This is a genomic window from Streptomyces sp. SID13726, from assembly GCF_010548375.1.
Lineage (GTDB): Bacteria > Actinomycetota > Actinomycetes > Streptomycetales > Streptomycetaceae > Streptomyces.
Map to the genome: position 1 here is coordinate 110,585 of NZ_JAAGLY010000016.1, position 24,413 is coordinate 134,997.

The following is a 24,413-nucleotide window of genomic DNA, read 5'->3' on the forward strand; positions in this document are numbered from 1 at the left end:
GGCATGGTCGCAGCCATGTCCATGGCCGCGACGCCCTTCTGGCGCTCGGTCGTCGCCCACAACGGGCACCCCGACGACATCGGCCGGCTCCTCGCCGAGTTCTACCGCCGTCTCCCGCACGACGCGCACCTCCGAGCTGATCACGATCTCGACAGGCTCGGCCAGGAGTGCGCCATGGTGATGCGGCGCATCGATCGATACTTCGACGGGCAAGGAGCACAGGCACAAGATCTGTAAGCCTTGCTCTTCGGGCATGCGGTCAGGTCATCGTCTAAGCAGCGTTGTTACGCCTGAGCAGTGGGCGCGAGCAGCTTGGTACTGGCGATGGACGCAGGCAGAGGCCGAGCTCCACCGAGGCGGCGAATGGCAGAGCCGTCGCGCACATCGACGGTTCCCACGAGTAGGTGATCGTCAATACACTATGGCTGCGCACGACAGGGATCCCATGACAGGATTAGACCATGGCAGAGCTCTCTCCTCAGCAAAGGTCCATTCAATCCATCTACGCCTGGTACAGCGAAAATAAGCTGTGGGTTAATCGCCGCTACCAGCGAAAGCTGGTTTGGACCTTGACCGAGAAGCAGAAGCTGATCGAATCGGTGCTCAAGGAGTACCCAATTCCCGCAATTCTGCTAGCAGAACGAGATGGGGGAGAGTACGAGGTAATCGATGGACTGCAACGACTGCACACCATCACCTCTTTCATCGAAACTGCCTTCGCGACACTAGATGACAAATATTTCGATGTGGCTCAGTTCGTCACGGCGAAGAATCGAGCGGAAGAGGATGATGCTTTCTCTGTCGCCGTCGGAAAAACTTTGGCATCTCGCGAAGTGGGTGCATTTCTCGACTATTCGATTTCCGTATCGGTCATGCGCGGAGCAACCGACGCCGAGATCGATGACGTCTTTGCAAGGATCAACACCTACGGCCACAGGCTTAGCGATCAGGAACGCAGACAGTCAGGCGCCCGGGATGAATTTTCAACGCTGGTTCGCGAACTTTCTTGCGAAGTCAGAGGCGACGCGTCAAGCGATGTCCTAAGCCTGGAAAAGATGCCATCCATTAGCATCGACCTCCCCAAGACGAAGCACGGGTATGAGGTTGCTGCCGAAGAGGTCTTCTGGGTCGAGCAAGGGATTCTTAGGTCTACCGACCTGCGGGACTCAATGGACGAGCAATGCATCGCAGATATCGCAGCATCCGTCATCGGAGGAGATCTAGTAGAGAGGTCGAAGGATGCGCTCGACCAAGTCTACGAGAGCGGATCAGATCGAAATCGCCAACTAATCAGCGCACTCGACGCTTATGGCGCAGAGAGGTTCTCTGCCGAGTTCAAACTCTGCATCGACGAGATTCGTGCAGTCTGTGCTGATTCCGACGCGAGCAAGCTGCGGTCGATTATCTTCTCAAAGAGGACCACGAACCCCTTTCCTGCCGCCTTTGCCGTGCTCTTCATCGCGTTTCACGAACTCCTCATCGGAGAGAACCAGAAGATCGCTGATTATCATGGAGTGAAATCCGCCATCACCGATCTTGATAAGCGGATCGAAACCAGCCGCCGCTCAACGGCGCCGGCCGAGCGACGAAAGAATATCGAGACGATCAAGGGCCTAATTCGCCCTCACTTCGTGAAGAGCGAGCCTCGGGATATCTACGGCGATCACACCACGACCGACATCGACTCTATTATCCGACGCTCGGAAATCGAAGCTCCTCACTATGAACTAAAGCAGGGAATGCTGCGACTGCACGGAAAGCGAGAGATCGACCCGAATATCATCGATAAAGTTATGCGAACTATCTGCGCGATCGCCAATAACGGAAAGGGTAGGGCAGGAACGATCCTGATTGGGGTGGCGGATAAGGAGGCGGACGCAAATCGAATCGTGAGCCTAGACGGAGTGACGCCACGCAAGGTAGGTCGGCGCTTCGTCGTGGGAGTTAACAGGGAAGCGAAATCCCTCGGTGAGACCCCTGAACGGTACGCGGCCCGCTGGAAGGAAGCTATTCGCACATCCGGGTTGGATGATGGCCTCAAGGGTTCAGTGCTGGCAAGTTTGACCCATTCGGATTACTACGGTCTCGGCGTGATCGTGATTCGAATTCCCGAGCAGCAGAAGGTGTCTCTCTTCAGCGGCAAAGCCTACGTAAGAGAGGGCGACGAGACTGTTGAAGTGGCGGACCCTGCGCTTCTACTTGAGCTGCCTCAGCGTTTCATCTGAATCGTTTTCCGTTTTCATTGCGCGGAAGCTACGACGAAGCGGGCTCAGCAGCAGAAATCTTGATTTTTTCAGCAGGTTGGGTCAGAGATAGCCGCAGTATGCACGGCGCGCATGACGACATATTCTACAAGGCGATACCAAAATCGAGCCGCCTGGAGTACTAGGGGCCGCGCAGCGGGGGCGATCAGTGATTAGTCAGCCTACTTATTTCTACATTCCGCCAGAGATCGAGGCGGGCCTACTCGGCGGCGACCTCATTCAATACGGAGGCATCGTTCGCAATCAAATGGGACAGATTGTCAAGCACTTGAAAGAAGTCCCCCTGCCCTTGAGCAACGAAAAGGTAGCGGCGCATGTTGCAGGGATGTTGAAAAACCCGCGTGTCCTCATCCCAACCGCCGTAGTGGGTACATTAGTGGCGGGAGCAGCTGTCATTGCCGTCGTGAAAAAGCGCAGGCAAAGTAGAAAGCCTCAATTGCTGGAGTGCGTCCAAAGTTACAACGCCTCGTTGGCCGCTTATGTGGAAGCAGTTCATGAAGGACGCCTTGAACTAGAAATCATCGACCGGCTCATCGCCGACTTGGATGCCGTCAAGGCGTATTCTAACGAGGATGGCAGTATCACCCTTGACTTTTCGACCAAGCAGGCAGAGATGCTGGTTAACATCGTGGTTGATTACACGAGGCAACTAGCCGAAGCGAACTCCGTTGACTTGGACGAGCTTCAGGGAGTAGCACCGGCTTCCGAGAACGATGCTGTTGTTGACCTGCGTCGCCATCTTGAAGCCCAGAGGAAAATCTTCACTGAGGCTGCATAGTCCAATTACTCTGGGAGGGGACTCACCGATTGCGACGGATCCGCCACCCCCAAGGAGCGTCGTGAGGGTAGGTCAGTCAACTGGGGTTGGAAGCCATGACTTCACTCCCTTCTTCGTCCCCTGAGCGCAGACGAGAACCTAGCCCAGCACGCAAGTGCCTACGCTTGAGTGGGACAGGATGGGTGGCGCCTGACCCATCCAATCGTAGGCACCGCAGGTCAAAGCCTCGCCCTGCCCACAGTTATATGGAACAGAACACCTGTTACCGAAGTTACCGAATACGGACAGAACCGAGTGAACGACCCCCCGCCCGGGGCACATCTCCAGGGGTGCGACGGAACAGCCGTAGCGACAGACCCTGGGGGAACTTCCATCATGACCACGCGCCGTGCCCGCCGTACCGCCCGTACCGCCGCCCTGGCCGCCGTCACCGCCGCGCTGGCGCTGGGGCTGACCGCGTGCGGTGGGTCCGACGGCGGCTCGAAGGCGGCGGGCGGCGACCGTGCCGCCGACACCGCGCAGAGCCTGTCCGCGTCCGGGGCGAACGGGAAGGGCGGCGCGGAGCAGGCCGACAGCAGCGGCGACAACAGCAGCGGCGACAACAGCGGTGTCGGTACCAAGGAGAGCGTGAGCCGCAAGACCGTCTCGCGCACGACGACGGCCGCCGCCGCCCGGCAGTGCAACGGGGACGAGATGCTGGTCACCGCGGTGCACCGGTTCGCCGGTGAGCAGGGCGACCACCTGCTGATCACCGCGTCGAACGAGAACACCACGGCGTGCTGGGTCACCTCGTACCCGTCCGTGAAGCTCGGCGGGGACGTCGACGTCGCCGCCCTGCCGCACTCGACGAAGGACAACCCGGGCGGCACCAAGCACATCACGCTCCAGCCCGGCGCCAAGGTGTACAGCGCGGTCAACCTCTTCGACTACGGCTCGAAGAACCGGACGGCCGACTCGTTCGCCATCGCGCTGCGCGACGCGTCCGGTCACGCCGGGCCCTACTACTCCGTCGACATCCAGGGCCAGAAGACCGACTTCACCTGGTACGAGGCCGACGTGCTGAACTGGAACACCGAGAAGTCGTACGACTTCTGACGGCCCGTCGGCGGTGCCGCGGCCCCGGCCTAGGATCACCGGCATGGCGCTGCGACCCGTGCACGTGATCATCAAGGCCGTCGACAGCCCGGCGATCGGCCGGTTCTGGGCGGCGGCGCTCGGCTGGACCGCGTACAGCCCCGGCGTGACCACGTACGTCGGTCCCGCCGGCGGCCCCGTCTGGCCGGACCCCGTCTACGTCGGCGTCGACGTCGTTCCCGTACCGGAGCCCAAGTCGGCGACGAAGAACCGTACCCATCTCGATCTCGCGACCACCTCCGCGGCCCATCAGGCGGAGGTGGTCGCCCGGCTGAGGGCGCTCGGCGCCACACCCGTCGACGTGGGCCAGGGCGAGGTGCCCTGGACGGTCCTCGCCGACCCCGAGGGCAACGAGTTCTGCGTCCTGGAGCCCCGGGAGATGTACCGGGACACCGGGCCGATCGCCGCGGTGGTCGTCGACTGCGTCGATCCGCGGGCCATGGCCCGGTTCTGGGGCGGGTCGCTGGACTGGACCCTGCACGAGGTGACCGACGACCACGCGCGGCTGCGCTCCGCCGAGGGCGTCGGCCCGTATCTGGAGTTCCTCCGCACGCCGGACGCGAAGACCGTGCCGGACCGCGTCCACCTGGACCTCCTGCCGTCCCCCGACGACGACAGGGCGGCGGAGGTGGCCCGGCTGCGCGCCCTCGGCGCCACCGACCTCGACCTCGGCCAGGGCGACGACGTCCCGTGGACCTGCCTGACCGACCCGGAAGGGCACGAGTTCTGCGTGCTCGCCGCGCACTGACGCCCGCACGCTGAACCACGCGCCCCGAAGCCAGCCCGCTGAAGCCCGCGCACCAACACCCGCCCGCTGACACCCGCCCGGCGACCTACCGCGCCGCCTCCCCGCACCCCGTTCCGGCGGACTGATCTCCCAGGTAGCGGGACCGCTCCCCAGGCGTGAGATCCCGGCCCACGGCCTCGCAGACCCCGCGGACCGCATGAGCCAGGTCGGGCAGATCGACGTCCCACAACGCGACGGAGCCGCCCGCGCCCACGACCAGGACATGCCCGTCCGGGCCGAAGGACACGCGCGCGTGCGCGGGACCGGGCAGCGTGGCCCTGATCCGGCCGGTGGCGAGGTCCCACAGCTGGACTCCCCTCGCACCGCCCACGGCCAGGGTGCGGCCGTCGGGGCTCAGAGCCGACGACGCCACCTCACTGCCGGTGCTGAAGCCGTCCCGGAACCGCCCGGTGCGCACCTCCCACACCTTCACGGAACCGCCGTGGCCCAAGGTGACCAGGGTGCGCCCGTCCCGACCCAGCGCGAGGGACCCCAGGAACCCGGTCCCCGGCTCGACGGTGGCCCGCGCGCGCCCGGTCGCCGTATCGATCAGCTCGACCTCGTCGTCGCCGTTGGACGCGACGGCCACGACGGCGAGCGTACGACCGTCCGGTGCGAACTCGGCCGATCTGACGGGTCGTTCATGGTCGTTGCGGACCGTGGTCAATGTGCCGGTCGACAGGTTCCAGATCCGCACCGTTCCGTCCCCGCCGACGACCGCGAGCTGGGTCCCGTCGCGACTGAAGACGATCGTGCCGACGAACTTCACGGCACGGCTCTGCCGCAGCCGCCCCGTGGCGACGTCCCTGACCTCCAACACCCCACCCTCGGTGACCCTGGCGGCCAGAGCCCGCCCGGTCGGACCGAACCCGACGGCCTCGGGGTGATTGACGGGCCAAGGCAACTCGGCGGCGTCCAGGGGCAGTACGGCTTCGCGCTCGCCGCTCCTGGCATCCCACAGCTGTGCCACCCCACCGCCGGTCCATCCTTGGTGGACAGCGGCCACCGTACGTCCGTCCGGGCCGAACGCCATGTCGGCCACAGAAGCGTCCGCAGGGCCGGAGAAAGACGTGCGTGGCCGATCGAGGGACAACCGCTGGACCCGGACGACAGGGTCCATGTGGCCGCTGGTCACGAGAGTGCGGCCGTCCCCACCAAGCGCCATGGCATTGATCCCGTGCCCGCGATGACCGGCGGTCAGGGTGGTCAGCGCCCTGCCGGTGGCGGTGTCCCACACCCGTACGGTGTCCCCGGCGCCCGGCGCGGCGAGGGACCGCCCGTCCGGGGCGAAGGCCACCTCGGTCACCCGGTCAAGGCTGCCCCGGAGCGTGCGCCGGACGACCCCGGTGGCCACCTCCCGCAGTCGCACCGAACCATCGGCGAGCGCGACGACGTAGAGCCGGCCGTCAGGGCTGAAAGACACCACGGTCCCCTCGCTCCGGCTGTCCCGGGCGATCCGGACACGGCCGGTGGCCAGATCCCGCACGCGGAGCACTCCGTCGATGCCTGTCACGGCGACCGTACGTCCGTCGGGGCCGAAGGCGACCAACTCCGGGTCGGGGTAGGCGAATCGGTACCGGATGCGGCCGGTGGCCACGTCCCAGACGCGTACGGCACTCACGGAGGCGACGGCCACGGTACGGCCGTCCGGGCTGAAGTCCAGTCCTCGTACCGCACCGTCGCGAATGGCGAGGGTGCCGCGTTTCCGGCCGGTGGCCGGGTCCCACAGGTCAAGTCCCTCGGTGGTGGCGACGGCGAGAGTACGGCCGTCAGGGCTGAACTCCAGTGGTTCGAGGAGGCCTTGGACGGTGAACGTACGCAGGATCCGGCCGTCGGGCATGTTCCGAATCCGCAGTGCGCCGTCTCTGCTGCCGACGGCGAGGGTGTGGCCGTCGGGGCTGAGGGCGAGGGCGTCCACGGGTTGGGTTCCGCTGATCAGGCGCTTGCGCAGCGGGAGTTCGGCGGCGGTGTAGAGGGCTGTGGTGGCCTCGCGGGTCGGGCTGGTGCGGTAGGCGTGGACGGCGAGCAGGGCGGCGAGGTCGGGGTCGGTGTCCAGCAGCGCGCCGGACTGGGCGGCCAACTGCCGTGACTGGGCCTCCTGTTGTGCGGTGACAGCGTTCTGGCGCTGTCCCACGGCCAGTCCGGCGGCGACGAGGGCGAGGCACAGGGTGGTGAGGACGGCGGTGAGGACGAGCCGGTGTCGGCGTCGGCCCCGCTGGTCATGGGCGCGGGAGGCACCGAGGAAGGCGTATTCGAGGTCGGTCAGATCGGTCAGGTGGGCCAGGTCGGTCAGGTCGCTTTGCGGGGCGTCGGCGAAGTGCTCCTCGGCTGTGCTGAGCCGGCTTCCCCGGTACAAGGCGCCTTCCTCGCGGCCCAGTTGGTGCCAGGCGTGGGCCGCCTCGGTCAAGTGCCGGTGCGTGCGCAGCCGTTCGCGGTCCTCGTCGATCCAGTCGCGCAGCCGGGGCCAGGCCGTGATCAGGGCCTCGTGGGCCATGTCCACCGTGTCGCCGTCCAGGGTGAGCAGCCGCGCCCGGGTGAGCGCCTCCAGCACATGGGCGGTGTCATGGCGGTCGATGCCGGGGAGTTCGGCGCGGTCGACGGGGCGGCGGGTGTCGGGGGTGCCGTCGCCGGGGGCGATCAGGCGTAGCAACACCCGGCGCGCGGCCGTCTTCTGGGCTTCGGTGAAGCGGCCGTAGACCTCCTCGGCGGTCTTGGCTATGGCGCCGTCGAGGCATCCGGCCGCCTCGTAGCCCGCCATGGTCAGGGTCTTGCCGCGGCGGCGGAGCCAGGTCTCCAGCAACGCGTGGGAGAGCAGCGGCAGTCCGCCCGGTGCGGCGGCGACCTCCTCGACCAGCCGGGCGGTGAGGGCGCGTTCCACCGTCAGCCCGGCGGCCGTGGCGGGCTTGACGACGGCGTCGCGCAGTTCCGCCGGACTCATCGCGCCGGCCAGCAGGTTGGCCTCGCGCAGGGCGTCGGCGAGTTCGCGGTGCTCGGCGCAGCGGCCGTAGAAGTCGCCGCGCACGGCCAGCAGTACCCGTAATCGGCTCTCGGGCCGCCGGGCGGCGAGCAGCAGGTCGATGAAGCGGGCCCGCTCGGCGGGATCGTGGCAGAGGGTGAAGACCTCCTCGAACTGGTCGACGACGATGTACGTGTCCGCTTCCGCGCCGCTGTCGTCGGGGGGCGCGGGGATGAGAGCGGCTGCGTGGGTGCGGGCGGGATGTTCGCCGGGGGTCAGGATCCTGATCGCGGCGGGGCGCGCGCCCGGCTCCCGCGTCTGCTGGAGGACGGGTATCAGTCCGGCCCGCAGCAGGGAGGACTTGCCGCTGCCGGAAGGGCCGAAGACCGCCGCGAACCGCCGTCGGCGCAGCAGGCCGACCAGGTCGGCGGTCAGCTCCTCGCGGCCGAAGAACAGGGCGCTGTCAGCGGTCTCGAACCGGGCCAACCCCCGGTACGGGGTGGGTGATCCGTCGTCGTCACGGGCGCCGTCGGCGGCGGACCGCTCCACCGCCTCCTGCCACCTGGCCTGCCACCGCTCCTCGTCGCCACCGCAGGCCCGCACATAGGCCAGGGCCACCGGCAGTGTCGGCAGCTGCTCGCCCGCCGCCGCCCGCGACAGCGTGGTCACCGAGTAGCCCGCCCGCCTGGCCAGCGCCCGATAGGTGAGCCCGCCGGCCTCGGCCCGCAACTCGCGCAACTCGGACGCGAACCGCTGCACCGGCCCCGCCGCCGGATCCACCGGCGCCTCACGACGACCCGCCACACCCTCACCCCGCCCCGCATTGTTCGGTCGCCAGAACGGTACTGCCGAACAATTCCCCGGCCGCTGAACTCGGTTGCGGGGGCGGCTCGTCGGGCCGCCCGACACGTCACCGCGAAGGACTCTGCCGCCCTATGGAATCCCAACCCCCCGCCCCTGCTTCACGGTTGGGCTGGCTGGACGCGTTGCGGGGCGTCGCCGCACTCGTCGTGGTGTTCGACCACGCGTCGTACACCTTCATGCCGGAATTCCGGCGGGAGTTGATGCCCCAGTTCAACACCAGCCGCTACGGCATCATGGTGTTCTTCCTGGTGAGCGGGTACATCATCCCCGCGTCGCTGGAACGCCGGGGCTGCGTACGGACGTTCTGGATCGGCAGGGTCTTCCGCGTGTACCCGCTGTGCGCGGTCGCGGTGGGTGTCCTGCTGGCCGCCGGGCTGCTGGGCGTCGCGCAGACACCCGACTTCGGCGGGCGGAGCGCCGCCGCGGTGGCCGTCGCCCACGCCACCATGCTCCAGGAGCTGTTGGGGACGCCCAGTGTCCTGCTCGTCCTGTGGACGCTCTCGTACGAGATGGCCTTCTACCTGCTGGTGGTCGCGCTGTTCACGGTCCGCCTGCACCAGCGGTCGACCGCGGTCGCCGTCGTCCTCGCCGTGACCGCGGCCGTCTGCGGGACGGCGGGGCTCGCGCTGCCGCCCTCCGCCCTGTCCGGCGCGATCGGCACCGGACCGCTGATCGCGGTCGCCGCGGTCACCATGGTGGCCGCCGTCTCCTGCGCGAGCGCCGGGCCGCGGGCGCTCCGGGTGCGCGGAGGGGTGGCGGGCGGGGTGCTCGGACTCGTCCTGGTCGCGTTCAACGGCACGGTCCCACTGTGGGAGGGCCTGGTGATCCTCGCCGTGATGTTCCTCGGCACCGCGGTCCACCGGGCCGAGAACGGCCGGACCACCTGGCGGTACGCGGCCGGAACCGCCCTCGTGGTGATCGTCTGCGCCGTCGGAAGCGCCTACCGGTACGGCGACGGCGCCCAGTTCACCCGGCGCGGCTGGATCCTCGCGTTTCTGCTGGCCCTGCTCACCTTCGGCGCCGGACTGGCCTCACGGCACCGCCGCGTACCGCGTCCGCTGACCGGGCTGGGGGCGATCAGCTACTCGGTCTACCTGGTGCATCCGGTGCTGCTGGCGGTGATCGACGGCACGGTCGGGCGACGGCGGTACGACGATCCCGTACTCGAAGTCGCCTTCTTCGCCCTGCTGTTGCCCCTGTGCGCGCTGACCCACCGCTACGTCGAGATGCCGGCGCAGAACTGGGGCCGCAGGTTGGCACGCCGGGTGCGGTGACCTCAGGCCCGGCCCTGCCCGAGCCAACCCGGCCCGGCCCAACGGGAATCTCCGTCACCCCGGCCGAGTTGCCCGCTGTGACAGCGCGGCAACGCGGCAACGCGGCAACGCGGGAAGGGAACGGGAGCCGATGAGCCTTCGCCAGTTCGAGTACGCCCTGGCCGTCGCCGAGGAGGGGTCCGTGACCGCGGCGGCGGAGCGGTTGCGGGTCGCCCAGCCGTCGATGTCACAGCAGATCCGCGGCCTGGAGCGGGACCTCGGCGTGGAGCTGTTCGCGCGGACGCCGAGCGGTCTGGTGCCGACCGTGGTGGGGCGGGCGTTCCTGCGGGAGGCGGAGGTCGCGGTACAGGCGTCACGGCGGGCGCGGGAGACCGCGCGGGCCGGAAGCGACGATCTGGTGGGCGAGTTGGTGGTCTCGGTGCAACTGGGCTTCGGCACCCGGCAGTTGCCCAGAGCGCTCGGCGCCCTGCGCCGCCGCTTCCCGCGCCTTGAGGTCTCCGTCTTCGAGGAGCCCAGCTCCGCCGAACTGGAACGGCTGTGCCGCCAGGGCCTGGTGAACCTCGCCCTGATGGCGGCCTGCGAGCGGAGCCCCTCCGACGCGCACCACCTCGGCGACGAGGAGTTCGTCGCGGTGCTGGGCGCCGGGCACCCGGGGCTCGCCGCCGACCGGGTCGGGCTGCGGGAGCTGGGCGGGGAGCCGTGGGTGCGGTTCGACCGGAACAGCGCCCTGGACGCCGTACTCCTGAAGGTCCTGCGGGACAACGACCTGGACCCGCCCACCGCGGCCCGTGTCTCACAGACGGCGACGGCCGTGCGCTGGGCCGCTCACGGCCTGGGCGTGACGCTCGTCCCGGCCTCCGCGGTGCCCGAGGGTCACGAGCACCTCGTACGCCCGGTGTTCCCGGCCGTCTCCCATCCCGTCATCGCCGTGCTCCGGTCCGGCGCGGGTCCGGCGGAGGCGGCCCTTCTCGAATTCCTGCGGCGGGAGGAATGGTAGCCGGGAAGAATGGCGACCGGGAGGAATGGCGGGCCCGGAGAGGCGGCGGTGAATTTCCGCCGGATCACCTCATCGGGAATTCACCGCCGTCCACCACCAGATTGCTTCCCGTCAGCCAGCCCGCCCGTTCGGACACGAGGAACAGCACCGCGTGGGCGATGTCGTCGGGCAGGCCGTCGCGCCCCAGCGGGGTGGTGTCGTCGGCGTTGGTCGGGCCGGGGGCGACGGCCAGGCGGGCCCACTCCTCGCGGACCGCCTCGCCGCCCGGGGTGGCGACCCTGCCGGGGGTCACGGTGTTGACGCGGACGCCGGCCGGGGCGAGTTCCAGGGCCAGTCCCCGGCTGTAGTTCTCCAGCGCCGCCTTCGCGGCCGTGTAGTGCAGGAACGGTCCCATCGGGGCGAGCACGGCGGCCGAGGAGACATGCACGATCGCGCCCGTGCCGCGCTCCCGCATCCCGGGTGCCAGCAGCGCGTCCAGCCGTACCGACGCCAGGTAGTTGAGGTCGAGCGCCTCCTGCCACTCCTCGTCGGGGATGGCCGAGGCGTCCTTGTAGGGGCGCGCCCCGCCCGCGTTGTGGACCAGGATGTCCACCCCGCCGAACGTCTCCCGCGCGGCCTCGGCCAGCGCCTGCGCCCCGGCCCGCGTCGTTACGTCGGCCGCCACGAAGGCGGCTCCCTCCGGGGCCGTGCCCGTCTCCGACCTGGCGGTGGTCAGCACCTCGGCGCCCGCGTCCAGGAGTCCGCGCACGACGGCCGCGCCGATTCCGCGCGTGCCGCCTGTGACGAGGGCGCGCCTTCCCTTGAATTCCCGCGTTCCGGATTCATTCACGACAGACGTCATGTCACCGTTCCTCTCGGCTTTCTGATTCCGTTTCACCGTAGATCGGGGAAATGGGGCGAGGCAAAGACGAAATGTCAGGGGACCGTATAGGGAGTTCCTATGGCGGTCGGCAGTGTGGTGGGCGCCGTGGGCCGCGGTCCGGGGGCGTTGTCAGTGCCGTGTGCGACGCTCGGCACATGGGGTTCTTCGACGATCTGGTGATGGCTGAGGAACCGGCCGCCGAGCGGGCCGTGCTGGTCCGGTTACGGCCGCCGGGGGAGGACGACGGTCGGTACGCGCCGCCCGTCGACCGGTTCGCACCCGTGCTGTTGTCGCGGCTCGACGTGGTCGGGACGGGGCGGGAGACGCGGGTCGTGCTGACGGGGTGGTCGGTGTGGCCGAGCGCGGTCACCCTGCATCTGGCGGTCTACCGCAGCACCCGCCGACAGGGCGGGGACGTCCCGAGGCAGTCGGGGCTGCGCGTGGGCCTGCTGTTCGCCGACGGCAGGCGGGTGACCTCGCTGGACGGCACCGTGATGCGGGGCATTCCCTACTCGGGGCCGGAGGGGCGGACCCAGATGGCGGCGACCCAGCAGGCGATCGGCCTGATCCCGCTCGACCCGGGGCTGCACCACTCCCACAGGTCGCTCTTCAAGACCGACGTCGACCTGTATCTGCCCGAGCTTCCGCCGCCCGGAGAGGCCCAGTTGGTGGTGGAGTGGCCGGACCAGGACCTGCCCGAGACCCACACCCCGGTCGACGTGGCCGCGCTCCGCTCCGCGTCCCTCCGATCCCTCGAAGTCTGGCCCGACCTCGAACCGCCCCACGAGGACGAGGAGTTGGCGGGCTCCTTCACCAGGGTCGAGATGAGCGGCCCGCCGGCCTTCCTGGCGCCCCCGCTCAACCGCCGTGAGCGCCAGGCGCGGCAGCGCGAGGAGAAGGCCCGGCAGCGGTACGTCCCTCGCGACGACTGGCAGCAGATGGTCTTCCGTGACTGGGGCGACGCGGCCCTGGTCCGGGCCCGGCTGGAGGGCGGCGCCCCGCCCGACGCCGCCGTCGGCTGGCACGGCCGCACCCCGCTGCACCTCACGGCGGAACAGGGCTCGGCGGAGGGGGTGACCGCGCTTCTGCCGCACGTCGCCGACGTCGACGTACCCGACGGGGACGGTCACACCGCGCTGTGGCACGCCGTCCACAGCATGGACGAGTCGACGGTACGGGCGCTGGTCGACGCCGGCGCGGACGTGTGGACACCGCAGTCGGAGCCCTGGTCGCCGGGGCGGCTGCTCCTCACCACTCCGCTCGCACCGCTCGTCCAGGACCTGCCCGGGGCGGTGGAGCTGACCGCCGAGGAGGTCGCGGCGCAGCAGGCTGCGGACGCGCTCATCGCGGCGTTCGGCGAGGAGCCGTTGTGGACCGACGGCCTCGGGATCTGCTTCGTACGGGGCCTGGACGAGGACGAGTCGATACGACGCCTCGGTGCCGATCCGGCCCGCGTCCCCCGGACCGACGAACCGCCCTTCGATCCCCTGGACTACGAAGAGTCCCTGCGCCATGTGGGCGTGCGGAGCGTGGGCGACGGCTGTGTGATCACGCAGGACGGATATCTGCCGAGCGACTCCCCCGTACTGCGGGCGATCTCGGCGGGCACCACCGCCTACGGGGTCTACTTCAACCCCAAGGGCGGGACGTTCGGCACCCTGGCCCGTGACGGCGAGGTCGTCGCGTCCGACGAGATCGGCCTCTCGCCGCACGACTCGGACCCCGCCGCCTACTGGACCTTCCGCTTCTGGCAGAGCGCACACACCTTCCCGTACGGCGCCGACGTGCTCGCCTACTGCTGCGCCGCGGCCGGAATGACGCTCACCGAGGGGCGGGACGCGGCGGACCTGCACGCTCCGCGGCGGTGGGTGGAGTTGCCGGAGGGGTTGCAGCGGTGAGGGGGGGGTGCGGGTGGGCTCGCTTGCTTGCTTGTGCGCCCACTTGCTTGGTTGTGCGCCGACTTGCTTGCTTGTGCGCCCGCTCGCCCTCTTGCCCGCTAGTGCTCGCTCGGACAGCTATCGGGCGAGCTGGGCCGGCTCGTCCAGTCGGGTCAGTTTCCGGGGATTCCTGACCACGTAGATCCGGGTGATCCGGCCGCCCTCCACCGTGAGGCTGACGGCGGCCGACTCGCCGTCGAAGTCGAGCCGTCCGGCGGGGGCGCCGTTGAGCCACACGCCCGTCGCGTCGAACCGGGTCACCAGGCTGTTCGCGCGGGCGAGCAGCTTCGCGACCGTCTCGACCCCGCGGATCGGTACCAGTGCGGCGGTGACGAACCCGCCACCGTCGGCGATCATGACCACGTCCGGCGCCATGATCTCCATCAGCTCCTGCAATTGCCCGGTGCGCAGGGCGAGCAGGAACCGTTCCACCACGGCCCGCTGCTCCGACCGGCTCACCCGCACCCGAGGCTGCCGTGCCGCCACGTGCTCGCGGGCCCGGCGCGCGATCTGCCGCACCGCCGCCGCGGACTTCCCGGTGGCCTCGGCGATCTCGCCGTACGGCAGGTCGAAGACCTCGCGGAGGACGAACACCGCTCGTTCGGTCGGCCCGAGCGTCTCCAGGACGGTGAGCATCGCGATCGAGACGCTCTCCGCGAGCTCGACGTCCTCGGCGACATCGGGGCTGGTCAGCAGGGGTTCCGGGAGCCATTCGCCGACGTACTCCTCACGGCTGCGGGACAGTGTCCGCAGCCGGTTGAGCGCCTGCCGGGTGACGACCCGGACGAGATACGCCCGGGGTTCCCGCACCTGTGCGCGGTCGACGTCGGACCACCGCAGCCAGGACTCCTGGAGCACGTCCTCCGCGTCGGCGGCGGAGCCGAGCATTTCGTAGGCGACCGTGAAGAGGAGGCTGCGGTGGGTGACGAAGGGGTCTTCGGTGGAGAGAGTCATGCGGTGGGGCCCCAGCCGGAGGAGAGGCCCCCGGTCAGCGGGATCTCGCAGGCATCGGAGAAGCCCTGTGACGTGATCCCGAGGGCGGTGTTGTTCCTGGTGGAGAGGTTGGCGAAGGCGATGACGGCGGTGAGTTCGACCAGCGCCGCCGGGCCGAGCCGTTCGAGGAGGCGCGCCGACAGGTCGTCGGTGACGGCGGTCGGGGTGACCGTCATGGCCTCGGCGTACTCCAGCACGTCCCGCTCCAGCGCGGTGAACACGTCCGACTCCCGCCAGCGCGGCACCTGGCTCGCCTTGGCCAGGTCCAGGTTCTGGTGCTGTGCCATGAAGTAGTTGATGTCGAGGCACCAGCCGCAGCCGACCTGCGCGGCGACGGCCATGTGGGCGAAGGTCTTGAGCCCCTGGTCGGCCGCGTCCCACTCACGCACCCGGCTCCCGAACTCCCCTCCGGCCCGCATCACTTCGGGGTGGTGCCAGGTCACCTCGACGGGTGCGGGCACGACACCGAACTCCTTGATCATGCTCTCGCTGAGCTCGGCGGTGAGCTCCGCCTTCGGAACGCGTGGCGACATGATGTCCTCCTCGGAAGTCTGCCGGTTCGGCATGAAGACACCGCCCGGCGCACGGATGTGACATCCACCGCGGTCCCGGCCTACGGCCGCCGCGCCACGAACACGAACTCCCTGCCGGGCCGGTCCGGGGCGTCCCGTACGTCCTCCACCACGAACCCCTGCGCGACCAGATCCGCCTCGACCTCCGCCCGCTCCCGGAACCGCAGCGTCGAGTCGGAGGTGAGCACCCGCCCGTCGGCCGCGAACTCATAAGTCCACTGGAAGGTCACCAACTGCCACTCCACACAGGTCACTTCAACCCAGGTGGTCACCGCACCGACCCCAGGAATCTCCGTCACCCCGTACGACGCCTCCCGATTCCACTCCTCCCAGCCCCGCCTGGCCGGGTCCCGCGTCTCAAACACCAGCCGCCCACCGGGCCGTAGCGCCGAGAACGCCCCACGCAGCGTCCCCCGCCAGGCCTGCTCACCGACAATCTGCTGAGCGACGTTGGCCGTCATGGTCACCAAGTCCACCACCATCGGCGGCAGTTGTGTCGCATCCCCATGAACCCAACGCACCCGCTCCCCACCCGGCTTCCCCCTAGCCACATCCAACGAGGCCAACGCGGGCTCCACCCCCACGACCTCCACCCCACGCGAGGCCAACACCAGCGCGAACACCCCGGTCCCACACCCCACGTCCAGCACCCGGCGCGCCCCGAACTCCTCCACCATCCGCACGTACGCGTCCAGATCCCCACGATCGGGATCGAGCCGGTCATAGATCGCGGCAAGCCGCGGATGCGTGAAGCCTTCATCAGCCATGCGAGCGACGGTAGGCGGGCCGGGTCGAGTCCGACCACTCCTTACTTCCGGCCGACCGCCGTGACCAAGGTCCGGTCGATGTCGGTGATCTCGTCGTCCATCCAGACAAAGGGCCCCCGGCCGCCCAGGAGACGAGTGGCCGGGTCTTCCAGTGCAGGCCGCCACCCGGCACCGCCCCGAACGGCAGCAACCCCCCGTCGGCGTCGAGGAAGAGGAGCGTCACGGCATCCCCCGGAAGCGCCCCCGGCAGCCCCCGCACGTCACCCCCCGAACCCACCCGCCGCCAGGTTCTCCTCGATGCGCGCCCGGTGTGCCGTCTCCCAGTCGTCCAGCGTCTCGGCCGCCTCCTTGGCCAGCTTGGCGCGGGCCGCGGTCAGGATCTCGGCGGTGCGGGCGGCCGGGACGGCCACGATGCCCTCCTCGTCGGCGACGACGAGGTCACCGGCATCGACCTGCACCCCGCCGCACCGCACCTGTTCACCCAGCGGTGCCACGGCCTTCTTCGTGCCCGGGATCGGGATGACACCGCGCGCGAAGACGGGGAAACCGGCCTCCCGTACCTCGGCGAGGTCGCGGATCAGGCCGTCCGCGACGAACGCGGTGATGCCCCGGCGCTGGGCGACCGCGCAGACGTTCCCGCCGGCGAGCGCGTAGTCGAGGTCGCCCGACTCGACGACGACCACCGAACCGGCCGGCGCCCGGTAGATCGCCGCGTGCAGCATGAGGTTGTCGCCGGGAGGGCACCGTACGGTGAAGGCCGGTCCCGCGACCCTCGGCACCGGCCCCCACAGCGGCCTGATCCCGATGTCCATGACGCGGTCGCGGCCCAGCAGATCGGCCAGGGTGGTCGTGGGAATGTCCGCAAAATCATTGGTCTCGATCACCCCGGGGACGTTACCGTGCGGACATGACTGCCGGGTCGGCCTTGTGCCGTGAGCGAGTTGGGTGCCCGGCCTCTGAGTGAGGCCGGGGCGGGCCAGGAGCCCGCCTCTTTCTCTCCGCCTTCGCCTCCATGAAGACCGAGAGAGAGAAGAGAGAGTGCCCCACCCCGTCCAGGACTTCAACCAGAGCGTCATCGAAGAGTTCCGCGCGAACCACGGCCGCGTCGGCGGCCCCTTCGAGGGCGGCCGCCTGATCCTGCTCACCACCACCGGCGCCCGCACCGGCACCCCGCACACCACCCCCGTCGGCTACCTCCCCGACGGCGGCGACCGCATCCTCGTGATCGCCTCGGCGGGCGGCTCGTCCCGCCACCCCGACTGGTACCGCAACCTCGTCGCACACCCCCAAGTCACCGTGGATAGCGGTGTGTTCACCTACGAGGCACGCGCCGAGGTGCTCCGGGACGAGGCCCGGGACCAGGCGTTCGCGCGGGCCGTGGAGGCGGACCGCGGCTGGGCCGCGTACCAGGAGAAGACCGACCGGATCATCCCCGTGGTCGCCCTCCACGAGATCCCCCGCCCCGGCCCGCCGCACATCAACGCCACCTCACCGGGCCAGGCCCTGAAGGCGGTCCACGACGCCTTCCGCCACGAACTCGCCCTGATCCGCAGGGAGATGGCGACCGGCGGCAGCACCCTCGGCGCCCAACTCCGCGTGAACTGCCTGACGTTCTGCCAGGGCCTGCACAACCACCACACCGGCGAGGGTGCGGGCATCTTCCCGTTCCTGGCCGACCGCCACCCCGAGTCCCGCCCGGCCATCGACCGCCTGCACGCCGAGCACGAGCACATCGCGGCGCTGGTGGAGGAGTTGCGCCGGACGCTCGCCGCCGACGACACCACCGCCGTACCAGCCGAGGTGGAACGCCTGACAACGGAACTCGAGGCCCATCTCACGTACGAGGAGGAGCAGTTGATCCCGCTCCTCGACCGCACCTGACCCCCGGTACACACACGGGCGGCCGTCCGCTGCTCCCGTGAGACGGGCAGCCGTCCGCTGCTCCCGTAAGACGGGCGGCCGTCCGCCATCGGCCGAACGGCTAGAACGGCAACGGCCGCCCGTGCACCACCACCAACCGCGACACCGCCCGGGTCAGCACCACATACAGCCGGTGCAGCCCCCGCTCCTCGGCCTCCGCGATCGCCGCCGGCTCGACGGCCACGACATGGTCGTACTCAAGTCCCTTGACCACACCGGCCGGTACGACGCTCACCCGCGCCCCGAGCTCGTCCGGCCCGGCGGCGGCGATCCCGGCCGCGTCCAGCGCCTCCCGCACCCGCCCCACCTCGGCGTCGGCCGCGACGACCCCCACCGACCCCTCGTACGCGAGCGATTCCCGTACGGCGTCGACGACCGCGGCCGTCAACGAGTCCGGGGAAGTCCGCCGTACCCTCAACTCCCCGTCCCCACGCAGGGATCGCCCGGCCGGCACCTCCACGTCCAGCCGCCCGAGCAGCCGGTTGGCGAGTTCTACGACGGCCCGCGGCACCCGGAACCCGATGGTCAGCGGCACGACGGCCGCGTCCGGCTTGCCCAGGTGACACAGCACGGTGTGCCAGGAGCGGGCCGCCCACGGCGTGGTCCCCTGCGCCAGATCCCCGAGCACGGTGAGCGACCCGAACCGCGCCCGCCGCGCGATGGCCCGGCACTCCATCGGGGAGAGGTCCTGGGCCTCGTCGACCACGAGATGGCCGTATCCCTCGGGATGTTCCACCAGCCCGGCGACCTCGTCGAGCAGCACAAGGTCGGCGGCCGACCACCGCGCGGACTTCCACGACCGGGGCGGCTTGGCCCACAACAGGAGTTCCTGCTCGGAGGGTTCGAGCAGCCCAAGGGCAGAGACAGCCAACTCCTCTGTGCTGCCGAGTAGTTGGGTCAACAACTCCTCGGGCCGCACCTTCGGCCATACGACGTCGAGGAACGCCCCGAGCACCCGCGACCGCGAAACCCGCTGCACCCAGGCCCCGTTCTGCGGTCCGGCCCGCCGCTCGGCCTGCAACTGCACGCTCCGCACCACCCGGCTGCGCACCCGCTCCCGCCCGGTGCCATACGGCGGTTCCTCCTCCCGTACGTCCGCCACGATCCGCGCGAGTTCCCCGGCACCGACCCGCCACCGGTACGAACCATCGGAGATCTCAAGGGAGTTGATGTTCTCGCTCGACACGTGCGCGTAGAGCGCCCGGCGCAGCACCTCCGCCATCCGAGGATCGTGCTTGAGCGCGGCGCTGGCGGGGGCGTCGGTCGCGGTGACCGGCCGGCGGGCGATCTCGTCCTGGAGGGTGGACTGCCGTACGCCGGTCTCGCCGAGCGCGGGCAGCACCTGGGAGATGTAGGAGAGGAAGGTCCGGTTGGGCCCGAGGACGAGCAGCCCGCCACGCCGGATCCGCTGCGGGTGGGTGTACAGCAGATAGGCGGCCCGGTGCAGTCCGACGGCGGTCTTGCCGGTGCCCGGAGCGCCCTGGACGCACACGGAGACGGCGAGGTCCCCTCGTACGAGATCGTCCTGCTCGGGCTGGATGGTCGCGGCGATGTCCCGCATGGGCCCGACGCGAGGCCGCTCGATCTCCTGGGCGACGATACCGCTGACCTGCGGAATCTCCTCGTCGGCCTGCTGGAGGAACTCGTCTTCCAGTCCCGTGAGGTCGGCGGACTCGCCCGCGCTCCCCGCGGCCCACCCGAACCGCCGCCGCACGGCGACGCCCTGCGGGTCGCGGGCGCTCGCCTGGTAGAAGGCGCGGGAGACGGGCGCGCGCCAGTCGACGACGAGCGGCGGGGCGGCGGGATGCTCGGTGATCCGCAGTCGCCCGAGGTGATACGCCTGCCCGGCATGCTCACCCCGGTCGAAGTCCAACTTCCCGAAGAACAAAGGCCCTTCGGGCAGCTCCCGCAGCTCCTTGGCCTGACTGCGCAACTGGTACCCGAGCACTTCGGCATCGGCCCCGGACGCGGAGACGTCCTCCCCGACGACGACCTGTTCCTGAGCACCGTCGACCATCGCGGCGAGCGCGGCGCGGCAACGGTCGTGGTGACCGCGTTCCCGCTGGAGGGACGCTTTCAGGGCGGGGTCGGCTGACGTCATGGGGACGATCGTACGCGAAAAAACACAACCGAGTTAAATAAATTACCGACTCTCACCCACCGAGCCGGCCCAGCCCGCCCTCAAGCCCCTCGAACGCCCGCTCAGCCGCAGCCACCGCATCCCCCCGCACCTCCTCCACCCGCTCCCCCGCCGCGATCCGCCGCCAGTTCTCCATCGCCAGCACCCGCCGCACCGCGACGATCTGCCCAGCAGCCAACCGCGCCTCAAGCCCCCCACCGAGCGCCTCGGCCAACGCGGCCTCCTGACGCTCCAGATGCACATGCGCACGCGCAACAAGCGAGGGCGTCCCATACAGCAGCCGATGAAACGCCAGCACCTGCGGATGATCACAGAGCCCGGTGACAGGATCCCCCCGCTCCAGCCCCTCAAGAAAGTGCCGGCGCAGCGCGACGAGAACCGGCCCCTCGGCCTCTTCGACCACCCGCGCCGCCTCGTCCTCATGATCGGCGATCCGATGCAGCACGAGATCTTCCTTGGCCGGAAAATACCGAAAGAGCGTCGGCTTCGAGATCCCGGCCGCGGCGGCGACCTCCGCCACGGAAACCGCGTCGAACCCCTTCTCCAGAAACAGCCGGATGGCGACCTCGGAGACGGACTCGTAGGTCTGCTGCTTCTTGCGCTCGCGGAGGCCGGGCTCGGTCATGGGGTGAGCCTACGGGCCCGCCGACGTACGAGATCGGCGTGATGTGTCAGACAGGTCCTAGCTCAGCGCGAGCGTGAGATACGGGTTCACCCTGGCCGTCCGCGGCTCCGGCAGTCCGAGTGTCCCCAGGGCGGTCGTGAGAGTGGTCCCGTACCCGGCGACGGCCCGGCGGACGTTGGGGGCATCGCGGCCGGTGCCGGACATGAGGCAGGCGAGGTCGACGTACGCGGAGCGCACGAGCTCCAGCCTGCGGTAGATCTCGCACTCCTCGTAAACGTTCCTGCAGGCCGCATCTCCCATTCCTCGCACCCAGCGGGCGAGCATACGGCGACGCAGATCCGGATTGGTCGGGGTCAGATGCATGTGCCGGGCCAGGTCGTAGAGCGGGTCGCCGACCAGTGCCATGTCCCAGTCGATGATGGTCAGGGCGAGTGGGCCGCTGCGGCGCACGAGGTTCCACGGGTTCAGGGAGCCGTGGAGCAAGGTCGGACGCCGAGGAGTCACCAGATACCCGGACAGCATTTCCCGCAGTCGGTCCGCGTCGGGGAGGCCGAGGATGTGGGCGAGCCGTTGCGTGTCCTTCGGCAGGTTCCGGACCGACTCCACCAGTTGGTCCCTCAGCCACGGGTAGAAGTTCTCCCTGCCCTCGGTCGGGTCGATCGCGATCCAGTCCACCTGGGTCATGGCCACCAGCTGGTCGACCAGCGCGTCGGCCTCGTACGGGGAGAGGCCGTGCACGGGGTGGCGGGGCGGCGACATGTCCTGCGGTCCCTCATAGGTGTGGATGACGAACGGACCTCCCCGCCTGCCCCTGCCCATCGCCAGGACCCGCGGCACCGGCACCGCGACCCCTGACTCCCGGATGGCCCTCAGGACGGCATGCTCACTGAGATAGCTGCGTTCGGGCCGCCCGGCACCAGGCAGTTTTCGCCGCACCATGACGGGGGAGACGGTGCCCGGCACCCTGACCACCGTGTTGACGTGCGAGGTGCCCGTGAACACCCGCTCCTTCGGGGCCATCCCCTCCAGCACCAGCGCCGCCCCTACCGCGCCTCGGGGGAAAGCCGGATCCTCCGGAACACGCCGGTCCGGCTGATAGACGAACTTCCTGGCGACGTGGAGCAGACGAGTGCCGTTGCGGCGCCCTGGCCGGGAGTCCCGCCATCGGGTCAGAGCTCGCTCGATGGCACTCCGAGAGGGCACGCTCTTCAGCCCCAGCGGGCGGGCCGCCGACTCCAGTGCCCCTTCGACGGAGGCGGTGGCCTCGTCCAGGTCCTTCTGGTCGAACGAACCGGCCAAGGACTTCGTTGCCCGCATGACGTCGGGGTAGACGGACTGCGCGCGCTCGAAGTCCACGTAGTGGCGCAGGTCCTTCTCGACGCCCGCGACTGCCTCGGGACGCTCGGTGCGCATGGCCCTTGCCCACGCATGGACGACCTTGGCCAGCTGACCGGCCGGGTACCGCATACGAACCAGATGGATGGCGAGATCGTGCAGGGGGTCGCCGTACGTCGCCAGCTCCCAGTCGATGCATATGAGGGGTGGACGACGACTGCCGTACGTCACGATCACGTTGTCGCGGTGCAGGTCGGCGTGGAGGAGGCTGAACGGTCGCCGGGCCATGGCGGGCACGTTCTCGGCGAACCGGGGAAGAGCGTCCTCGGGGACGCCGAGGTCCGCGAACAGCCGACTGAAGCGTGCCCGGTTGCGGCAGCGGATCTGCACGTCCGCCGTGTATGCCAGGGACTTGAGGAAGCCCTGGGTGTCACCGTCGTCGGGCCACCGCCCAGGCAGGGACGGCAGGGCGTCTCGGCCCACGTGGGCCATCTGGGCAAGCAGCCGGGTCAGCGCATCGACGAGTGGGGCAGCCACCGGCTTGTCGCCCGGGCCCAGGCTGGACAGCGGCACGCCCTGCACACAGCTGTGGATCGCGAAGTCCCGCTCCGCGTAAAGGCATTCGGGGATGTTGGGCAGCCTTCCCTTGATCGCTCGCAGGATCTCCGGTTCGCTCTCCCAGGTTCGGATCACCACCGGCAACACCTTCTGGTGCGGAATCCGCACGATCACGGAGGTGCCAGGTTCCTGACCGAGTTGACGGGCCAGGGGATCGGTCAGGGGCAGGATGTAGTTCTCGTTGTGATACCCGTTGATCGGTGGGCAGGTCCTTTTGGCTTTTCTCATGAACGCCTGGGCCGCGCTGAGTTCAACGGGGAAGGGACGTTCCCCGGCGCGAGGGCGGGGAACGGGTGGTGCGCCCACGGGCTGCTCCGCATTGCTTGAGCTGTCGACAGAGCTGGAATTCAGCGAACCTTAGTGCACGTGGGACTCTTCAGACACGCGAACATAAAAGGAAGCATGTTTCCCACACTGTGCATCACTCTCAAACAGGAAACGACGCCACAGCCTGAAATCCGTTCACAATCGGTCGAGTCACGGTCGTGCCCCGCCCCCCGCGCGATACCAGTGCACGAGCGCGGCCATGATCTGCGAGCGTCCCGGCACCTCGTCCAGCCCCAGCGTCTCGGCGGCGTTCCCCAGGACCCGCTGCAACTTGAGCGCCGCCCAGGGCAATCCCGTCCACTGGAACCCGGCTCCGTCTCGCACCAACGACTGCGACACCCTGATCACGTCGGTGAAGACACTCTGCGCCTTCTTGAAGTCGAGCAGCAGGGGAAGGTCCTGCTCCCATCCGCGCGAGCTGCCGGGACGGATTCGTTCGACGACCCGACACCACTCCTGGGTCATCCGGCGCCCCTGGTCCGCCGGATACCGCATCAGGTACTGGTGGGTGGCGAGGTCGTAGAGCGGGTCGCCCAGCATCGCCAACTCCCAGTCGATCGTCCAGAGTTGGCCGCTCGCGTCAACGATGAGGTTCTGCCTGTGGAGATCACCGTGCAACAGGCAGAACGGTCGTTCCCGAAGCCCTGACACATGCTTTCTGAGTCGGATGAACGATTCGCTCTCCACTCCCAGTTCACCGAAGAGGGCGCCGAAGCGCTCGTAGTTCTTCCCGAAGACCTGTTCCTCACTGAAGACGATCAGGCGTTCCAGAAAGCCCTCGCTGTCGCCGTCGTCGGCAAGGTCCTTCTCCTCGCAGCGCCGTCTCACACTGAGCCTGCTGAGCATGTCCGGGGTGATCCGCGCCATCTCCCGGAACAGTTCGACGATCTGATCGAAGACCGTGTCGGGAACACGTCGATGCCACAACAGACTCCGCCCGACCGTCCGTCCCTCGATGAACCCCTGGAGTCCCATGCCTTCGACGTCGAGGATGTCGGGGATGCGGGTGATCTGGCCGTGCAGGGCGCGCAACAGCTGCTCCTCCGACTGGAAGCATCTGCGGTCGAACCACAGGATCTCGGCGCGCGGTTCCCGGACCTTGACGATGCGGGAACCGCCCGGCAGGCACAGCACGTACGTCTCGTGGTGGTACCCCTTGAGCGGGCCTTTCACCACACTGGAGTCTCCGCCCAGTTCGCCGGCAAGCCGCCTGGCGTCAGAGACCAGTTGGGGAGTCATTCTCTGGGTTCAGCCCGTTCTGAT

Annotated in this window: 19 protein-coding genes; 9 read left to right on the plus strand and 10 right to left on the minus strand. The window is 69.0% G+C overall.

What is annotated here, in order from left to right; translation table 11 throughout:
• Window positions 1–15: 15 nt before the first annotated feature.
• From G3I78_RS33140 to G3I78_RS33160, 5 genes are all read left to right on the plus strand, one after another.
• Window positions 16–237: a hypothetical protein gene (locus tag G3I78_RS33140; protein ID WP_164431464.1), complete on the plus strand. Its 222-nt coding sequence runs from the start codon at window positions 16–18 to the stop codon at window positions 235–237.
• 224 nt (window positions 238–461) lie between these two features.
• Window positions 462–2,225 (plus strand): DUF262 domain-containing protein, encoded by a 1,764-nt coding sequence (locus tag G3I78_RS33145; RefSeq protein WP_164431466.1) that lies wholly within the window; start codon window positions 462–464, stop codon window positions 2,223–2,225.
• A 187-nt stretch (window positions 2,226–2,412) separates the two neighbouring features.
• Window positions 2,413–3,042: a hypothetical protein gene (locus G3I78_RS33150; protein ID WP_164431468.1), complete on the plus strand. Its 630-nt coding sequence runs from the start codon at window positions 2,413–2,415 to the stop codon at window positions 3,040–3,042.
• Window positions 3,043–3,417: 375 nt separating this feature from the next.
• The gene (locus G3I78_RS33155) at window positions 3,418–4,137 is read left to right on the plus strand and encodes a DUF4232 domain-containing protein (protein ID WP_164431470.1); all 720 of its coding nucleotides are present in this window, start codon (window positions 3,418–3,420) and stop codon (window positions 4,135–4,137) included.
• A 43-nt stretch (window positions 4,138–4,180) separates the two neighbouring features.
• On the plus strand, window positions 4,181–4,924 hold the full coding sequence (locus G3I78_RS33160) for a VOC family protein (RefSeq protein WP_164431472.1): 744 nt from the start codon (window positions 4,181–4,183) through the stop codon (window positions 4,922–4,924).
• 85 nt (window positions 4,925–5,009) lie between these two features.
• On the opposite strand, the gene G3I78_RS33165 is transcribed toward G3I78_RS33160, so the two are convergent.
• Complete coding sequence (locus tag G3I78_RS33165) at window positions 5,010–8,723, minus strand: helix-turn-helix domain-containing protein (protein WP_164431474.1); 3,714 nt, start codon at window positions 8,721–8,723, stop codon at window positions 5,010–5,012.
• A gap of 131 nt (window positions 8,724–8,854) precedes the next feature.
• On the opposite strand from G3I78_RS33165, the gene G3I78_RS33170 reads away from it, so the two are divergent.
• Window positions 8,855–10,057 carry an acyltransferase gene (locus G3I78_RS33170; protein WP_164431476.1) on the plus strand — a complete coding sequence of 401 codons (1,203 nt, stop codon included), beginning with the start codon at window positions 8,855–8,857 and terminating at the stop codon, window positions 10,055–10,057.
• 130 nt (window positions 10,058–10,187) lie between these two features.
• Window positions 10,188–11,054: a LysR family transcriptional regulator gene (locus tag G3I78_RS33175; protein ID WP_164431478.1), complete on the plus strand. Its 867-nt coding sequence runs from the start codon at window positions 10,188–10,190 to the stop codon at window positions 11,052–11,054.
• Window positions 11,055–11,118: 64 nt separating this feature from the next.
• Here G3I78_RS33175 and G3I78_RS33180 read toward each other — a convergent pair whose 3' ends face one another.
• Window positions 11,119–11,895, minus strand: coding sequence for an oxidoreductase (locus G3I78_RS33180; protein WP_164431480.1), 777 nt, complete (start codon window positions 11,893–11,895; stop codon window positions 11,119–11,121).
• Between the two features lie 176 nt (window positions 11,896–12,071).
• On the opposite strand from G3I78_RS33180, the gene G3I78_RS33185 reads away from it, so the two are divergent.
• Window positions 12,072–13,814 carry an ankyrin repeat domain-containing protein gene (locus G3I78_RS33185; RefSeq protein WP_164431482.1) on the plus strand — a complete coding sequence of 581 codons (1,743 nt, stop codon included), beginning with the start codon at window positions 12,072–12,074 and terminating at the stop codon, window positions 13,812–13,814.
• Window positions 13,815–13,931: 117 nt separating this feature from the next.
• Here G3I78_RS33185 and G3I78_RS33190 read toward each other — a convergent pair whose 3' ends face one another.
• From G3I78_RS33190 to G3I78_RS33205, 4 genes are all read right to left on the minus strand, one after another.
• Window positions 13,932–14,807: an RNA polymerase sigma-70 factor gene (locus G3I78_RS33190; RefSeq protein WP_164431484.1), complete on the minus strand. Its 876-nt coding sequence runs from the start codon at window positions 14,805–14,807 to the stop codon at window positions 13,932–13,934.
• Window positions 14,804–15,379 (minus strand): carboxymuconolactone decarboxylase family protein, encoded by a 576-nt coding sequence (locus tag G3I78_RS33195; RefSeq protein WP_164431486.1) that lies wholly within the window; start codon window positions 15,377–15,379, stop codon window positions 14,804–14,806. Before G3I78_RS33195 ends, G3I78_RS33190 begins: the two co-directional genes overlap by 4 nt.
• A gap of 80 nt (window positions 15,380–15,459) precedes the next feature.
• A complete protein-coding gene (locus tag G3I78_RS33200) occupies window positions 15,460–16,185 on the minus strand; it encodes a class I SAM-dependent methyltransferase (RefSeq protein ID WP_164431488.1) in 726 nt (241 codons plus the stop codon).
• A gap of 260 nt (window positions 16,186–16,445) precedes the next feature.
• Entirely contained in the window at window positions 16,446–17,069 is a 624-nt protein-coding gene (locus G3I78_RS33205) for an RraA family protein (RefSeq protein WP_164431490.1), read from the minus strand.
• Window positions 17,070–17,223: 154 nt separating this feature from the next.
• Between G3I78_RS33205 and G3I78_RS33210 the strand changes: the two genes are divergently transcribed.
• A complete protein-coding gene (locus G3I78_RS33210) occupies window positions 17,224–18,066 on the plus strand; it encodes a nitroreductase/quinone reductase family protein (protein ID WP_164431501.1) in 843 nt (280 codons plus the stop codon).
• A gap of 100 nt (window positions 18,067–18,166) precedes the next feature.
• Here G3I78_RS33210 and G3I78_RS33215 read toward each other — a convergent pair whose 3' ends face one another.
• From G3I78_RS33215 to G3I78_RS33230, 4 genes are all read right to left on the minus strand, one after another.
• The gene (locus G3I78_RS33215) at window positions 18,167–20,206 is read right to left on the minus strand and encodes an AAA family ATPase (protein ID WP_164431503.1); all 2,040 of its coding nucleotides are present in this window, start codon (window positions 20,204–20,206) and stop codon (window positions 18,167–18,169) included.
• 52 nt (window positions 20,207–20,258) lie between these two features.
• The gene (locus G3I78_RS33220; protein ID WP_164431505.1) at window positions 20,259–20,870 is read right to left on the minus strand and encodes a TetR family transcriptional regulator; all 612 of its coding nucleotides are present in this window, start codon (window positions 20,868–20,870) and stop codon (window positions 20,259–20,261) included.
• 57 nt (window positions 20,871–20,927) lie between these two features.
• Window positions 20,928–23,051 carry an aminoglycoside phosphotransferase family protein gene (locus tag G3I78_RS33225; RefSeq protein ID WP_164431507.1) on the minus strand — a complete coding sequence of 708 codons (2,124 nt, stop codon included), beginning with the start codon at window positions 23,049–23,051 and terminating at the stop codon, window positions 20,928–20,930.
• Window positions 23,052–23,300: 249 nt separating this feature from the next.
• Window positions 23,301–24,326: an aminoglycoside phosphotransferase family protein gene (locus tag G3I78_RS33230; protein ID WP_343243914.1), complete on the minus strand. Its 1,026-nt coding sequence runs from the start codon at window positions 24,324–24,326 to the stop codon at window positions 23,301–23,303.
• Window positions 24,327–24,413: the final 87 nt, after the last annotated feature.

What these genes read in the sequence shown, in the direction of transcription:
- G3I78_RS33140 (WP_164431464.1), top strand. Translation starts at nt 16, where the DNA reads ATGTCCATGGCCGCGACGCCCTTCTGGCGCTCGGTCGTCGCCCACAAC.
- G3I78_RS33145 (WP_164431466.1), top strand. Translation starts at nt 462, where the DNA reads ATGGCAGAGCTCTCTCCTCAGCAAAGGTCCATTCAATCCATCTACGCC.
- G3I78_RS33155 (WP_164431470.1), top strand. Translation starts at nt 3,418, where the DNA reads ATGACCACGCGCCGTGCCCGCCGTACCGCCCGTACCGCCGCCCTGGCC.
- G3I78_RS33160 (WP_164431472.1), top strand. Translation starts at nt 4,181, where the DNA reads ATGGCGCTGCGACCCGTGCACGTGATCATCAAGGCCGTCGACAGCCCG.
- G3I78_RS33170 (WP_164431476.1), top strand. Translation starts at nt 8,855, where the DNA reads ATGGAATCCCAACCCCCCGCCCCTGCTTCACGGTTGGGCTGGCTGGAC.
- G3I78_RS33175 (WP_164431478.1), top strand. Translation starts at nt 10,188, where the DNA reads ATGAGCCTTCGCCAGTTCGAGTACGCCCTGGCCGTCGCCGAGGAGGGG.
- G3I78_RS33180 (WP_164431480.1), bottom strand. Translation starts at nt 11,895, where the DNA reads ATGACGTCTGTCGTGAATGAATCCGGAACGCGGGAATTCAAGGGAAGG.
- G3I78_RS33185 (WP_164431482.1), top strand. Translation starts at nt 12,072, where the DNA reads ATGGGGTTCTTCGACGATCTGGTGATGGCTGAGGAACCGGCCGCCGAG.
- G3I78_RS33190 (WP_164431484.1), bottom strand. Translation starts at nt 14,807, where the DNA reads ATGACTCTCTCCACCGAAGACCCCTTCGTCACCCACCGCAGCCTCCTC.
- G3I78_RS33195 (WP_164431486.1), bottom strand. Translation starts at nt 15,379, where the DNA reads ATGTCGCCACGCGTTCCGAAGGCGGAGCTCACCGCCGAGCTCAGCGAG.
- G3I78_RS33200 (WP_164431488.1), bottom strand. Translation starts at nt 16,185, where the DNA reads ATGGCTGATGAAGGCTTCACGCATCCGCGGCTTGCCGCGATCTATGAC.
- G3I78_RS33215 (WP_164431503.1), bottom strand. Translation starts at nt 20,206, where the DNA reads ATGACGTCAGCCGACCCCGCCCTGAAAGCGTCCCTCCAGCGGGAACGC.
- G3I78_RS33220 (WP_164431505.1), bottom strand. Translation starts at nt 20,870, where the DNA reads ATGACCGAGCCCGGCCTCCGCGAGCGCAAGAAGCAGCAGACCTACGAG.
- G3I78_RS33225 (WP_164431507.1), bottom strand. Translation starts at nt 23,051, where the DNA reads ATGAGAAAAGCCAAAAGGACCTGCCCACCGATCAACGGGTATCACAAC.